The following is a 12,981-nucleotide window of genomic DNA, read 5'->3' on the forward strand; positions in this document are numbered from 1 at the left end:
CGTGATCGACGAGCAGGGTCGGCCCGAGCCGCCGCTGTGCGCGGGCGAGGCCGAGACGTTGCTCGGTTTCCTCGATTTCCACCGGGCGACGCTCGCCTGGAAGACCTCGGGCCTCGACGCGGCCGGGCTGGCCGCGACCACCGCGGCCTCCACGCTCACTCTCGGCGGCCTCCTCAAGCACCTGACGTTCGTCGAGGACTTCTGGTTCGGCGTGCGCCTGGCCGGTCGCGAACCCGCGGACCCGTGGCGGACCGCCCCGTGGGACGCGGACCCGGACTGGGACCTGAGCTCCGCCGTCGACGACTCCCCCGAGCAGCTGCGCGAGCTCTGGGACGACGCCGTGGCCCGGTCCCGGGAGATCACGGCGGCGACGCTCGCCGACACCGGCCTCGACACCGTGGAGCGGGGCTCCTACCGCGACGGCTCGCGAGTCAACCTCCGGTGGATCCTCGTGCACCTGGTCGAGGAGTACAGCAGGCACAACGGTCACGCCGACCTGCTGCGCGAGGCGGTGGACGGCCTCCGCGGCGAGTGAGGGCGGGTCGCGACGCGAGGCTCAGGCCGCGTTGGGCTCGCTCGCGACCTGCACGTCGATCTTGAAGTTGGTGCCGTCGACCTCGGACAGCGTCACCGTGGTGTCGAACTGGGACATCGTCTCCGGGTCGGTCAGCAGGCAGTCCACGACGGTGCCGTCGACGAGGTCGACGTTCTCCTCGCCGCAGTCGATATCGGGTCGCGAGCCGATCTGGGCCTCGAGCGCGCCCTCGGCCTCCTCGGCGATCTTCTCGGGCGACACCGTGAGGTTGGCCGACGCCGAGCAGGCGGTCAGCAGGAGCGCCGCAACAGCGGCGGCGGAGGCGAGGGCGGTGCGCTTCACGAGGAGACCTCTCGATGGGGGATGAACGACTCCTGCCAACCTATCGGCGGGCCGCCGTGCGTGGGGGTTTCGCCCGCTACTCTCGCCGCGACCGATGACATCCCGGACCCGCCGCGGTCTGACCCGTGTCCAGCACCCGACGCCAGGAGGACCCCATGGCCACGATCGTCTCCACCCTGTTCATCTCGCTCGACGGCGTCGCCGAGATCGACCCGGCGTGGCACTTCCCCTACTTCGACGAGAACATGGGCGCCGCCGTCGGTGCCGACTACGAGAACGTGGACCGGCTCCTGCTCGGCCGCGTCACCTACGACAGCTTCGCGGGCGCCTGGCCCGACCGCGAGGCCGCGGGCGGTGACGACGCCGGCTTCGCCAAGCAGATCGGCGACCTGTCCAAGCTCGTCGCGACGCGCGGCTCGGCGGACCTCGGCTGGCGCAACGTCGAGTCCACGGACGACGTCGTCGCCACGGTCCGCGCCCTGCGCGAGGACGCGAGCGTCGGCAAGGTCCTGATCGCCGGTTCGGTCTCGATCGTCCAGCAGCTGCTCGCCGAGGGTCTGGTCGACGAGCTGAGCCTGCTCGTGCACCCCGTCTCCGCCGGGAAGGGCACCCAGCTCTTCCCGCGCACGGAGGAGCCGCTGCCGTTGCGCCTCGTGCGTTCGGCGATCTTCCCGACCGGCGTCACCCATCTCGTCTACGCCCCGGCCGACTTCCCCGGCCCGGCCTCCTACGACGACGCCGTCGCCAACGTGCCGGTCGCCGAGGAGGGCTGAACCGCCCTCTCCGTCGCCCTCAGAGGGTGACGACGTCGCCGCGCACCAGGTCCTCGCGACGCACCGCCGCGAGCAGGAGGCCGACGTTGTCGCCGGGCGACGCCGTCGTCGTCGTCCGCCGGAACATCTCGATCCCGGTGACGCGGGAGCGTGTGACCGCCTGACCGTGGCGCAGCACGGTCACCTCCTGGCCCACCTGGAGGTGGCCGTGGCTGACCTGTCCGGTCACGACCGTGCCGCGGCCGGTGATCGAGAAGACGTCCTCGATGGTCATGGCGAAGTCGGTGACGGGGTAGCCGGCGTCGTGCACGACGGCGTCGCTCACCGCGGAGGTCGGCCCGGCGCTGCCGGCGGCGGAGGGCCCCGCGTGAGCGCCCGTCGGCGGGAGCCCCGCCGCCGCCCGCTCCGCCGCGATCTCGGCACGGTCGGTCCGCTGCCGGCGCAGCAGCGCGGTCGTCATCAGCACGCTGGACAGCACGGCGCCCGCGGCGACGATCCAGATGCCGTCCTCGGAGTCGGGCATCAGGACGAAACCGATCACGACCGCCACACCCAGGATCACGGCGGTGACGAGCGCCATCCTGGTGAGCAGCCGCGTCATCGCCTGCGCCCGCGCCCGGCCGCCGGAGAGCTGCGGCCCCTGCGGCAGCGACGCGTCCGACGCCCCGGTGACGTTCATCACCGAGGGCAGGTGCGGGATCGGCGTCTGGTTCGGGATCCGCGGCTCGCCGTCCGGGTAGAGGCTCATGGCCGTGACGCTATCGCGCTCGACGACGCGGGCGGCGTTACGATCAGCGACGGTCCGACCGGCGTGCGGCCGGCCAACGCGCCCCCGGAGATGGACCCATGCTCACCGATCTGCGCGCCGTGCTGCGCCGGCCCCGCCTCCTGCGCACCGAGGCGCTGGCGGGTCTCGTCGTCGCCCTCGCCCTGATCCCCGAGGCGATCGCCTTCTCGATCATCGCCGGCGTCGACCCCCGGGTCGGGCTGTTCGCGTCCTTCACCATGGCCGTCTCGATCGCGTTCCTCGGCGGCCGGCCGGCGATGATCTCGGCAGCGACCGGCGCCGTCGCCCTCGTCATCGCGCCGGTCGTGCGCGACCACGGCCTCAACTACCTCATCGCCACCGTCGTCCTCGCGGGTGTCGTCCAGGTGGTCCTCGCCGTGCTCGGCGTCGCCCGCCTCATGCGCTTCATCCCGCGCTCGGTCATGGTCGGCTTCATCAACGCCCTCGCGGCGTTCGTGTTCATGTCGCAGGTGCCGCAGCTCCTCGGCGTGCCGTGGCTGGTCTACCCGCTGGTCGCCGCCGGGATCGCCGTCGTCGTCCTGCTGCCACGGCTGACGACGGCGGTACCGGCGCCGCTCGTGGCGATCGTGATCCTCACGGTCGTCACGGTCGCCTTCGGGATCGCCGTCCCGACCGTCGGGGACGAGGGCGCGCTGCCCGACGCGCTCCCGACGCTGGCGCTGCCGGACGTCCCGTTCACGCTGGAGACGCTGCGGATCATCGCGCCGTACGCCGTGACGATGGCCCTGGTCGGGCTGCTCGAGTCGCTGCTGACGGCCAAGATCGTCGACGACATCACCGACACCCACTCCGACAAGACGCGCGAGGCGTGGGGGCAGGGCGCGGCGAACGTCATCACCGGGTTCTTCGGCGGCCTGGGCGGGTGCGCCGTGGTCGGCCAGACGCTGATGAACGTCAAGACCTCCGGCGCCCGCACCCGGGTCTCCACGCTCCTGGCGGGGATCTTCCTGCTGACGCTGGTGGTGGGGCTCGGCGACGTCGTCGCGGAGATCCCGATGGCCGCGCTCGTCGCGGTGATGGTCATGGTCTCGATCCGCGCGTTCGACTGGCGCTCGATCCGCCCCTCGACGCTGCGGGCGATGCCGTGGTCGGAGACCGCCGTCATGCTCGTCACCCTCCTGACCACCGTCGTCACGCACAACCTGGCGTTCGGCGTCGTGGGTGGGGTGCTCGTGGCGACGGTCCTGTTCGCGCGACGGGTCGCGCACCTGACGTCGGTGACCCGGGTCGGGACGGACGACGGCGACCGGCCGGGTGTCCGGTACGAGGTCACCGGGGCGCTGTTCTTCGCCTCGTCCAACGACCTCGTCTACCAGTTCGACTACCCGGGCGACCCCGACGACGTCGTCATCGACCTCTCGCGGGCCCACGTCTGGGACGCCTCGACGGTCGCCACGCTCGACGCGATCGAGTCGAAGTACCGGGCCCGCGGCAAGCGGGTCACGTTCACCGGGCTCAACGCCGACAGCGCCGCCCGGGTCGAGCGGCTCTCTGGCACCCTCGACGCCCCCGGCGTCGACCGCGATCAGCCCTCGTCGTAGACGACGTCCCAGATCTCCCAGGTGTCGCCGACCTTCTGGAGGCTGTAGGTGACGACGTCGACCCGCTCGGTGCCGTCCGTCCACCGGTACGTCTCGCGGGCGACCACCGTGGCCTCGTCGTCCACGCGCTCGGTCGAGGTGATGGCGAACCCGAACCCCTCCGCCCCGCCCTCGAGCTCGGCCAGGAGGCTGGTCGCCACCTCGTCGAAGCCGGCGCAGTCGACGAAGACACCCGCGAAGAAGTCGGTGGCGACCACGTCCTGCATGCCGTGGCAGTCGACCTCCATGTAGGCGTTGTTGAAGCCCTCGACCGCGATCTGCGGTCCCATGACGAGCGAGCGGAAGAGGACGACCCCGCCGGTGATCAGGACCGCCGCTCCGAGCACGACGGCGACGACCCGTCCGACCACCTGACCCCGCGTGGCGCGTCGACGCGCCGACGACGGCGGTGCGCCCGTGCCGGGGAACGCGGCCGCGGCCTGGGGGTACGGCACGCCGTGCGCGAACGGCTGGGGCTGGCCCTGCGGGTAGGGCTGCTGCTGGCCCTGCGCGAACGGCTGGGGCTGGCCCTGCGGGTAGCCCTGGGTCTGAGCTTGCGGCTGCGGCTGAGATTGCGGCTGCGGAACGGGCTTCACGTGCTCCGTCCAGGCCGCGCCGTCCCACCATCGCAGCGACCCCGACCCGTCCTCGTACCACCCCTGTGCCTGCGCCATGGCTCGAACAGTAGTGACCGATGACGACGACGACACCTCGAACGGGGCCGGACCATAGGCGTGGCTCGGGCCGGCACCAAGCCTGTCCCACCGATCAGGACTCCCGTCCCACCCATCGAAAGATTCGCCGTCGCGGCTTGAAATGTCGCCGCGAGTTCGTTCGGGTGGAGGGCAGGTGGAACGTCCACCCCGAGAGGAGTCGCACGTGCTGACCCTGACCGAGAACGCCCAGACCGCCGTCAACGAGATCGCTGCGCGGGCGGACCTGCCCGCGGGTGGTGGGCTCCGCATCGCCCCGTCCGCCACCCAGCCCGGCGGACTCGACCTCGGCCTCGCGGCCGAGCCCGCACCCGGCGACCAGGTGATCGAGACCGGCGCCGTCCCCGTCTTCGTCGAGCCCCAGACCTCGGCGTCCCTGGACGCCCTCACACTCGACACCGCGCCGGTCACGCCCGACCAGCCGGGCCCGGCCTTCCAGCTGACGCCGCAGGCCGCCGCGAGCTGATCGACGACCCGAGCCCGACGGCGCCCGCCACCTCGCGCCCGACGGCGACCACGACGCCCCGGAGGACCGACGGACCCCCGGGGCGTCGTCGCGTCCACCGCGCCTACGCTGGCCCGATGACCTCTCGACTGCGCCGCGCCGCCGCCCGTACGTTCTGGCGCGTCAGCCGGTGGGAGCTGCGGTCCCAGCCGCAGCGCGACGTCCCCCGCATCCTCATCGGTGCCCCGCACACGTCCAACTGGGACTTCGTGCTGATGCTCGCGATCGCGTGGGAGGCGGACATCCCGCTGCGCTGGCTCGGCAAGAAGTCGCTGTTCGTCGGGCCCGCCGGACCGGTGATGCGCGCCCTCGGCGGGATCGCCGTCGACCGCAGCGACCCGAGCCGGATCGTGGCCGAGGTGCTGCACGAGCAGGCGACCACGGGAGCGTTCTCCCTCGTCGTCACGCCGGAGGGGACGCGGGGCGGCGCCGAGTACTGGAAGTCCGGCTTCTACCGCATCGCCCGCGAGGCCGACCTCCCGGTCACCCTGGGCTACGTCGACCGCACGACGATGACGGCGGGCCTCGGCCCGACGCTCGACCTCACCGGCGACGTCAGCGCCGACATGGACCGGGTCCGGGCGTTCTACGCCGACAAGTCGGGCTTCGCGCCGTCGCGACGGATCGAGCCGCGCCTGCGCTCCGAGACCCCGACCGACCCCGAGACGCCCTGACCGCGACGGCGCTCGACGGCGGGGCTCAGTCCTCGAGAGACTTCTGCAGCAGGTAGGTGCCCAGCCGCACGCCGAGCTTCTCGCCGATCGCCTTCAGGTGCCCGGCCTCCGCGAAGCCGACCTTGCGGTGCAGCGCCAGCGAGCCCTCGGCGCCGCGATCCGAGACGACGGCGATCGCCTGGCGGGCACCGGCGGCCCGGGTGGCGTCGAGGACGGCCGTCAGGAGCGCCGTCCCCACGCCGCGTCCGGTCTCCCCCGGCTCGAGGTAGATCGTCTCCTCGACGGTGAGGTCGTAGGCGGGACGGGCGCGCCAGAAGGTCGTGTAGGCGAAGCCGATGACGCGCTCGCTCGGACCGTCGTCGTCGGTCACGGCCACGAGGAAGGGCCATCCGCGGCGGGCGATGTCCTCGGCCTTCTCCGCCCAGTCCTGCGTGGTCATCGGCACGGTCTCGAACGTGGCGGTGGACGCGGTCACGTAGTGGGCGTAGATCGAGGCCACGGCCTCGAGGTCCTGCCCGTCCAGCGGACGCACGCGTTCGGTCACGGGCCCCAGCCTAGAACGCCACCGTCCCGGCGCCTCCCGGCGTGGACGTCGGGCGGCGGACGTCGACGGTGGCAGGTCGGCCCCCGCACGGCGCGGCAACTACCCTGGATCCGTGGCCATCCTTCCCATCGTCATCTCCGGCGACCCCGTCCTGCACCGCCCCGCGTCCCCCGTCACGGAGGTCACCGACGAGATCCGCGAGCTGGTCGCGGACATGTACGTGACCATGGACGAGGCGCCCGGCGTCGGGCTCGCCGCCCCGCAGATCGGTGTCGGACTGCGGATCTTCGTCTACTCCTACGAGGACGACGAGGGCGCCCCCTGGCGCGGCGTCGTGATCAACCCCGAGCTGTGGATGACCCCGCCCGTCCCCGGTGACCCCGACGTGGACGAGGAGGTCGAGGGCTGCCTCTCCTTCCCCGGCGAGCGCTTCGCGCTCCGGCGCTCCGAGCGCTCGATCGTCACCGGCACCGACCTGGAGGGCGCGCCCGTCCGCCTCGAGGTCGACGGCTGGCGCGCGCGCATCCTCCAGCACGAGTTCGACCACCTCAACGGCACGCTCTACGTCGACCGCCTCACGCACCCGGACGACCGCGACGAGGTCGAGGAGATCGTCAAGGAGCGTGGCTGGGGCAAGCCCGGGCTGTCGTGGCGCCCCGGGGTCGACAACCTCGAGGGCTGAGCCCCACCCGACACCGAGAACGGTCCAGCTCGCGGCTGCAGGCCCCGAACCGCGAGCTGGCCCGTTCTCGACGGCGCCGACAGGCTCAGGTCTCAGGGCGTGGCAGCGAGCGCCAGCAGCTCCCGCTCTCGCGCGTCCGACAGGCCGGATCGCGGCACGCCGCCCGATCCCTCGTGGAACTCCAGCGCCGCGCGGAGGGTCTCCACCAGCGGCCGCAGCGTCAGCCCCTCCTCGCGCGCGGCCGCGTTGCTCCGTGCGGTGAACCCGAACCACTCGGGGTCGTCGAGCCACAGCGGCACCGACCCGGGGCCGGACCACGGCGCGACGCCGTGCGCGAGCAGCCACGCGCCGTCGACCCCCACCAGCTCGCGCTGCACCCCGGCCGCCTCCTGCGCGGCCTCGAGCACCGTCGCCAGCGGCACCGGATCACCGACGGCGTTGTAGGCGCCGGCCACGCGCTCGCGGGCACAGTGCACGATCCAGGCGGCGAGGTCCTCGACGTCGATCAGCTGCACGGGCAGGTCCGGCTCGACCGGCACGAGCACCCGCCCGCCCTCGTCGGCGGGGTGCGCCATCCGCCACGGCCACCAGCCCGACCGGCCCGAGACGTCGCCGTCGCCGCCGATGAGGCCGGCGCGCACGATCGTGGCGCGGCCGGGAAACGCGGCGGCCACCGCCTCCTCGCACGCGACCTTCGCCGGGCCGTACTCGCTCGTGTCGGCCATGTCGTCGCCGTCGAGCGGGGGCAGCAGCGGACCGTCCTCGGCCAGCCCCGGCGAGGCCGTGTCCGCGTAGACGCTCCCGGAGGAGACGAGCACGTAGTGCCCGACGCCGGACAGCTCGGCCACGGACCGGCGCACCTGACCGGGCGAGAGCGAGACGTCGACGACGGCGTCCCACGCCGCCTCGCGCACCTCCGCGAGGCCGTCGGGGTGGGTGCGGTCACCGCGGACCCAGGCGGCGCCGTCGGGCACCTCGCCACTCTCACCACGGGTCAGGCACACCACCTCGTGCCCCTCGCGCAGCGCGGCGGCCACCACCGCGCGCCCCAGGAACACCGAACCACCCAGCACCAGGAGCCTCATGCGACGAGCCTAACGAGGGCCTCCGGCACCGGCCGGGCGGTCGTCGTCGCCGTCGCCGCCCTCCCCCGCCAGCACCGCAACCACGGCCTCGCGCCGTCGCTCCACCACCAGCGCCGCCGACCCGGCCACCGCGACGGTCGCCAGCACCGCCGACCACCGCAGCCCGCCCGCGGAGGCGAGGTCGAGCAGCAGAGCCGTCAGCATCTGCCCGGTGATGACCGTGAGGGTGAGCACGAACGTGCCGAGGTGCCGCACCGCCCAGGCCGCGACGATCGTGATGACGGCGCCGAGCGGCCCGCCCAGGTAGAGGTGCCACTGCGGCGGGAACGTCACGCCGTCGAGGGCACCGGCCAGGCCGGCGACGGCGAGGATCGCCGTGATACCGACCGTCCCGCCGAGCGACGACGTCAGCCCGGCCAGGACCGGGTCGTCCGTGGCCGCGACGACCCGGCCGTTGCCCGCCTGCTGCACGCACAGGACGGCGCCGGCCACGAACAGCACGACCCCGATCGCCACCCCCTGCGCGGGCGAGACCGCGCCGCCCGAGGAGCCGAGCACCGCGATGCCGAGCCCGAGCAGCGCGACGAGCCCGGCGAGCGCGCGGCGCCCGGACAGCCGGATCGCGGCCGGCACGCCCACCCCGCGGGCGTCGAGCGTGAGCCCAGCGACGGTCTGCCCCGCGACCGCGCACACCGAGGCGATCGCGACCCCGACGAGCGGGATGCCGAGCGCCATCGACAGCACGATCGGGATGCCGCAGAGCCCGACGACGAACCACCACCACCGCGCACCCTCGCGGATCGCCCGGGCCACCGCCCGGGTGCGACGCCGCGCGACGATCACGAGCGCCGTCGCCAGCAGCGTGCCGACGTAGGAGACCCAGCCCGAGACGAGCACACCCGTGCCGGCGGTCGCGAGATCGCCGTTGATCCGGCCCTGGAGGGCGATGACGGCGCCGCTGGCCGCGGCCCCGAGGGCGGCGGCCAGGACGACGGAGGGGGCGCGCGAGGTCACGCGCACCAGTATCCCGGGGACGCTACGGGCGGTGAGCCGCCTCGGGCGCGGGTCGCTCGCCGTCGGGCACCGGGTCGGCCCCCGGCCCCGCCGCGGCGACCGGCACGGTCACGCGCGGCAGGAAGAGCTGCACGACCGGCCCGATCGCCAGGGCGTAGACGACCGTCCCGACGCCGACGCTCCCGCCCAGCAGCCACCCGATCCCGAGCACGGTCACCTCGAGCACCGTCCGCACGAGCCGGACCGAGCGGCCGGAGCGGCTCGAGATCGCGACCCACAGCCCGTCGCGCGGGCCGGTGCCCAGCCGCGTGCCCACGTACAGCGCGCCCGCCAGCCCGTTGAGGACGGTGCCGACCACCAGGAACGCGATCTGGAGCCAGAGCGCCTCGGGACGTGGGAAGAGCGCGAGCCCGAGATCGGCCGCGAGCCCGATGACGACGACGTTCGCGATCGTGCCGACCCCGACCCGCAGCCGCAACGGGATCCACGCCAGCAGCACGACGGCGCCGGTGAGGATGACGATCGTCCCGAAGCTGAGACCGGTGATCCCCGCGAGGCCCTCGTGCAGCACGTCCCACGGGTCGAGCCCGAGTCCCGCCTGCACCAGCAGCGCCATCGAGAGCCCGTACAGCACGAGGCCGCCGAGGAGCTGCGGCAGGCGTCGGCCCATCCTGGGCTCGCGGAGCTGGTCGAGGGGGTGGCGCAGGAGCGCACCGAGGTTCGTGGTCACGGGACCAGCATGAACCCGATTGGACTCGTCTTCGATAGCCAATTCTGCGAGACTGGCCTCGTGCCTCCCGTCCCCGTCACCGCCGGCCGCCTCGCCTCCCTCCTCCTCGCCCAGCTCGACGGCTCCCCGCTCGAGCGCCCCGCGTACGCCTCGCTCGCGACGGCGGTGCGCACCCTCGCCGTCGACGGTCGCCTCGGCCAGGATGTGCGTCTCCCGAGCGAGCGCGACCTGTCGACCGCGATGGGCCTCTCGCGCACGACCGTCACCCGCGCCTACGCGGAGCTCATCGCCGACGGCTGGGCGCGGGCGCAGCAGGGGGCGGGGACGTTCCTGCGCATCCCCGGCAGCGTGGGGCACGCGGCGTCGCCGCTCGTCCCGCTCGACGGCGTCGAGGTCGACCTGACGGCGGCGGCCGTCTCGTGCGTCCCCGGCACCTCGGCGTTGATCGAGCGCGCGATGGCCGACCTGCCGGCGCTGCTGCGCGGCAAGGGCTACCAGCCCGTCGGGCTGCCGCGGCTGCGCGAGGTGATCGCCGAGCGGTACACGCGCCGCGGCCTGCCCACGACGCCCGACCAGGTCGTGGTGACGTCGGGGGCGATGTCCGCGATCGCGGTCGTGCTCCGCGCGCAGGTCCGGCGCGGCGACCGCGTGGCGGTGGAGACACCGACGTACGCCTCGGTCCTCGGGGCGGTGCCGGCGGCCGGCGCGCGGGTGGTCGCGCTGCCGGCGGGGCCGCGGTCGGTGTGGGACGCGGACGCCGTCCGCGCCACGGTGCGGGCGAGCACGCCGAGCCTGGCCTACCTGATCCCCGACTTCCACAACCCCACCGGCGAGCTGATGACCGACGAGGCGCGGGCCGGGACGGCCGCCGCGCTCCGGGCCGGCGGGACCCTCGCCCTGGTCGACGAGTCGCTGGTCGACCTCCGCCTCGACCCGGGCCCGATGCCGCTGCCGTTCGGGGTGCACAGCCCGGAGGCGTTCGCCGTCGGGAGCGTCTCGAAGCCGCTCTGGGGCGGCGTCCGGGTCGGGTGGGTGCGGTGCCCGACGACGCAGGTGGCCGCCGTGCAGGCAGCGCGCCTCACGCTCGACATCGGGGCGTCGGCGCTGGACCAGCTGGTCGCTGCGGAGTTCCTCGCCCACCCCGACGAGCTCCTGGGCCTGCGGCTCGAGGCGCTGCGCACGATGAGGACGGCGTGGCTGGACGCCCTGGCCGCCGTCGCCCCGACCTGGGACGTGCGCGAGCCGACGGGCGGGCTGGCGCTGTGGGTCGGGCTGCCCGAGCGGGTGGCCCCCGAGCTCGCGGCCGCCGCGGCGACACGCGGGGTGGGCCTCGCCGTCGGGACGCAGTTCACGAGCGACGGCAGCGCGCGCGAGCGGGTCCGCCTCCCGCTGACCGCGACGCTGGAGGACGTCGACGCCGTCGCCCGGCTCCTCGTCACGGCCTACGACGAGGTGGTCACCCGGGGCACGGCCGCGACGCGGCGGCCATTCCCGCTCATCGCCTGACCTGCGCCTGGACCGCCCCGGTCGGCGGAAGCCACCCGGTGCTACCGTCAGACGACGTCACGTGTGCAGGGTCACTGCTCCGGACCTCGGAGAGGCGGCGTGCCCACGTGGCGCTCTCCTCGTCGTCGCCGCTCTGCGACCGGTACCTGGAGATCGGTGGCGTGGAGGAGGTGGTCGTCCTCGTGAACGGCCCGGGCCTGCCCTCGGAGATCGCCGCTGCGGCGGGCGACTCGCGGTTCGCCTCCCTCGAGATCGACCTCGGCGAAGGCCCGTCCTGGACCGCCGTCCACAGCCGACAGGTCGTCAGCGTCCTCGACCGCACCGCCGCGGACGAACGCTGGCCCGTGCTCGCCCACGCCCTGGCGGAGCTCGACCTCGGCGCCGATCCGCTCGTCGCGTCGCCCCTGGCGATCGCCGGCCTCACGGTCGGCGCGGTCGAGGTCGTCGGCCGCCCGGGCCGCCCGCTCTCGGACGAGAGCCGCCGCGCCGTCGAGGCCCTGGCGCGGCCGACCGCCCTGCTGCTGATGGCCTCGACGCTCCACGACTCGACCCTCGAGGCGAGCGAGAACCCGCACTCCCGCCGCGTCGTCCACCAGGCGACCGGCATGGTGCTGCACGCCCTCCGTCTCTCGCCGGAGGACGCGCTCACGGTGCTCCGTGCCCGTGCGTTCACGCAGGGTCGCCCGCTCGTCGAGGTGGCCACCGACGTCGTCGAGCGCCGGTCCGACCTCCTGCCCTCGCCGCCACCCACCCTGGAGCACTCATGACCTCCCGCACGCGCGAGCGCGACCTCGTCGACACGTTCGTCACGCTGTCGGACACCCTGGTGGCCGACTACGACGTGGTCGACCTCGTCCAGGTGCTGGTGGACCGCACCGCCACGATCTTCCGGGCGGCGTCGGTCGGGCTGCTGCTCGCCGACCCCGACGGCACCGTGGAGGTCCTCGCCTCGACCGACGAGCGGGCCCAGCTGATCGAGCTGATCCAGCTGCGCGCGAACGCGGGTCCGTGCATGGAGTGCTACCGCAGCGGTGAGCCGGTGGAGGTGCCCGACGTTCTGCTGGCGGGTCCGGAGCGCGAGGAGCTCCGCACCGCGATGGTCTCGCTCGATCTGCGGGCGGTGCACTCCGTACCGATGCACCTGCGCGAGCAGACGATCGGGTCGCTGAACCTCTTCCACTCCGATCCCGGCCCCCTCGATCCCGACGACCTCGCCGTCGTGCAGGCGCTGGCCGACGTCGCGACGATCGGCATCCTCCACCAGCGCGCGCTCGTGGAGAGCGACACCGTGCGCACGCAGCTGCAGCGCGCGCTCGACAGCCGCATCGTGATCGAGCAGGCCAAGGGGGCCGTCGCCTACGCGCACGACCTGCGGGTCGACGAGGCATTCGATCGGATCCGCTCGTACGCCCGGGCGAACAGGCTGCAGATCAGCGCCGTCGCCCAGCGCATCGTGGCGTTCGAGCTCGAGGTCTAGCGGCAGGTCTACG

At 73.8% G+C, this 12,981-nt stretch carries 16 protein-coding genes; 9 read left to right on the plus strand and 7 right to left on the minus strand.

Features of this window, described 5'->3' with window-relative positions; genetic code table 11:
* Position 1: 1 nt before the first annotated feature.
* The gene (locus C8046_RS09010; RefSeq protein WP_328587587.1) at positions 2 to 535 is read left to right on the plus strand and encodes a DinB family protein; all 534 of its coding nucleotides are present in this window, start codon (positions 2 to 4) and stop codon (positions 533 to 535) included.
* Between the two features lie 21 nt (positions 536 to 556).
* On the opposite strand, the gene C8046_RS09015 is transcribed toward C8046_RS09010, so the two are convergent.
* Positions 557 to 877 (minus strand): hypothetical protein, encoded by a 321-nt coding sequence (locus C8046_RS09015; protein ID WP_109229144.1) that lies wholly within the window; start codon positions 875 to 877, stop codon positions 557 to 559.
* Between the two features lie 155 nt (positions 878 to 1,032).
* On the opposite strand from C8046_RS09015, the gene C8046_RS09020 reads away from it, so the two are divergent.
* A complete protein-coding gene (locus tag C8046_RS09020) occupies positions 1,033 to 1,650 on the plus strand; it encodes a dihydrofolate reductase family protein (protein WP_109229145.1) in 618 nt (205 codons plus the stop codon).
* Between the two features lie 19 nt (positions 1,651 to 1,669).
* On the opposite strand, the gene C8046_RS09025 is transcribed toward C8046_RS09020, so the two are convergent.
* A complete protein-coding gene (locus C8046_RS09025) occupies positions 1,670 to 2,398 on the minus strand; it encodes an EF-Tu/IF-2/RF-3 family GTPase (RefSeq protein ID WP_109229146.1) in 729 nt (242 codons plus the stop codon).
* A 98-nt stretch (positions 2,399 to 2,496) separates the two neighbouring features.
* On the opposite strand from C8046_RS09025, the gene C8046_RS09030 reads away from it, so the two are divergent.
* Positions 2,497 to 3,999 (plus strand): SulP family inorganic anion transporter, encoded by a 1,503-nt coding sequence (locus C8046_RS09030; protein ID WP_109229147.1) that lies wholly within the window; start codon positions 2,497 to 2,499, stop codon positions 3,997 to 3,999.
* Here the strand turns inward: C8046_RS09030 and C8046_RS09035 are convergent.
* Positions 3,984 to 4,712: a DUF2510 domain-containing protein gene (locus tag C8046_RS09035; RefSeq protein ID WP_109229148.1), complete on the minus strand. Its 729-nt coding sequence runs from the start codon at positions 4,710 to 4,712 to the stop codon at positions 3,984 to 3,986. The genes C8046_RS09030 and C8046_RS09035 overlap by 16 nt on opposite strands.
* Before the next feature lie 205 nt (positions 4,713 to 4,917).
* Here C8046_RS09035 and C8046_RS09040 point away from each other — a divergent pair, with 205 nt between their 5' ends.
* Both C8046_RS09040 and C8046_RS09045 read left to right on the plus strand, forming a co-directional pair.
* The gene (locus tag C8046_RS09040) at positions 4,918 to 5,217 is read left to right on the plus strand and encodes a Fe-S cluster assembly protein HesB (protein WP_109229149.1); all 300 of its coding nucleotides are present in this window, start codon (positions 4,918 to 4,920) and stop codon (positions 5,215 to 5,217) included.
* Positions 5,218 to 5,333: 116 nt separating this feature from the next.
* Positions 5,334 to 5,930, plus strand: a complete 597-nt coding sequence (locus C8046_RS09045) for a 1-acyl-sn-glycerol-3-phosphate acyltransferase (RefSeq protein WP_109229150.1) — start codon at positions 5,334 to 5,336, stop codon at positions 5,928 to 5,930.
* Positions 5,931 to 5,955: 25 nt separating this feature from the next.
* On the opposite strand, the gene C8046_RS09050 is transcribed toward C8046_RS09045, so the two are convergent.
* Positions 5,956 to 6,474, minus strand: a complete 519-nt coding sequence (locus C8046_RS09050) for a GNAT family N-acetyltransferase (protein ID WP_109229151.1) — start codon at positions 6,472 to 6,474, stop codon at positions 5,956 to 5,958.
* A 112-nt stretch (positions 6,475 to 6,586) separates the two neighbouring features.
* On the opposite strand from C8046_RS09050, the gene def reads away from it, so the two are divergent.
* Complete coding sequence (gene def, locus C8046_RS09055) at positions 6,587 to 7,156, plus strand: peptide deformylase (protein WP_109229152.1); 570 nt, start codon at positions 6,587 to 6,589, stop codon at positions 7,154 to 7,156.
* 92 nt (positions 7,157 to 7,248) lie between these two features.
* Here the strand turns inward: def and C8046_RS09060 are convergent, their stop codons facing one another.
* The 3 genes from C8046_RS09060 to C8046_RS09070 are packed head-to-tail and all read right to left on the minus strand — an operon-like array spanning position 7,249 to position 9,985.
* On the minus strand, positions 7,249 to 8,241 hold the full coding sequence (locus tag C8046_RS09060) for an NAD-dependent epimerase/dehydratase family protein (RefSeq protein WP_109229153.1): 993 nt from the start codon (positions 8,239 to 8,241) through the stop codon (positions 7,249 to 7,251).
* A 9-nt stretch (positions 8,242 to 8,250) separates the two neighbouring features.
* On the minus strand, positions 8,251 to 9,255 hold the full coding sequence (locus C8046_RS09065) for a DMT family transporter (protein WP_146197110.1): 1,005 nt from the start codon (positions 9,253 to 9,255) through the stop codon (positions 8,251 to 8,253).
* Positions 9,256 to 9,277: 22 nt separating this feature from the next.
* Complete coding sequence (locus tag C8046_RS09070) at positions 9,278 to 9,985, minus strand: YczE/YyaS/YitT family protein (RefSeq protein ID WP_235866253.1); 708 nt, start codon at positions 9,983 to 9,985, stop codon at positions 9,278 to 9,280.
* A gap of 60 nt (positions 9,986 to 10,045) precedes the next feature.
* On the opposite strand from C8046_RS09070, the gene C8046_RS09075 reads away from it, so the two are divergent.
* The 3 genes from C8046_RS09075 to C8046_RS09085 all read left to right on the plus strand — a co-directional run bounded on the left by C8046_RS09075 (position 10,046) and on the right by C8046_RS09085 (position 12,968).
* Positions 10,046 to 11,491 carry a PLP-dependent aminotransferase family protein gene (locus C8046_RS09075; protein WP_158277178.1) on the plus strand — a complete coding sequence of 482 codons (1,446 nt, stop codon included), beginning with the start codon at positions 10,046 to 10,048 and terminating at the stop codon, positions 11,489 to 11,491.
* 107 nt (positions 11,492 to 11,598) lie between these two features.
* Positions 11,599 to 12,258, plus strand: a complete 660-nt coding sequence (locus C8046_RS09080) for a GAF and ANTAR domain-containing protein (protein ID WP_158277179.1) — start codon at positions 11,599 to 11,601, stop codon at positions 12,256 to 12,258.
* Complete coding sequence (locus C8046_RS09085) at positions 12,255 to 12,968, plus strand: GAF and ANTAR domain-containing protein (protein WP_109229157.1); 714 nt, start codon at positions 12,255 to 12,257, stop codon at positions 12,966 to 12,968. The genes C8046_RS09080 and C8046_RS09085 overlap by 4 nt, the downstream gene beginning before the upstream one ends.
* Positions 12,969 to 12,981 lie beyond the last annotated feature (13 nt).

Origin of the sequence: Serinibacter arcticus (genome assembly GCF_003121705.1) — a bacterium.
Taxonomy (GTDB): Bacteria; Actinomycetota; Actinomycetes; order Actinomycetales; family Beutenbergiaceae; genus Litorihabitans.

Coding starts and splice junctions, on each gene's coding strand:
- C8046_RS09085 (WP_109229157.1), top strand. CDS start 12,255: ATGACCTCCCGCACGCGCGAGCGCGACCTCGTCGACACGTTCGTCACG.
- C8046_RS09020 (WP_109229145.1), top strand. CDS start 1,033: ATGGCCACGATCGTCTCCACCCTGTTCATCTCGCTCGACGGCGTCGCC.
- C8046_RS09035 (WP_109229148.1), bottom strand. CDS start 4,712: ATGGCGCAGGCACAGGGGTGGTACGAGGACGGGTCGGGGTCGCTGCGA.
- C8046_RS09060 (WP_109229153.1), bottom strand. CDS start 8,241: ATGAGGCTCCTGGTGCTGGGTGGTTCGGTGTTCCTGGGGCGCGCGGTG.
- C8046_RS09025 (WP_109229146.1), bottom strand. CDS start 2,398: ATGAGCCTCTACCCGGACGGCGAGCCGCGGATCCCGAACCAGACGCCG.
- C8046_RS09045 (WP_109229150.1), top strand. CDS start 5,334: ATGACCTCTCGACTGCGCCGCGCCGCCGCCCGTACGTTCTGGCGCGTC.
- C8046_RS09030 (WP_109229147.1), top strand. CDS start 2,497: ATGCTCACCGATCTGCGCGCCGTGCTGCGCCGGCCCCGCCTCCTGCGC.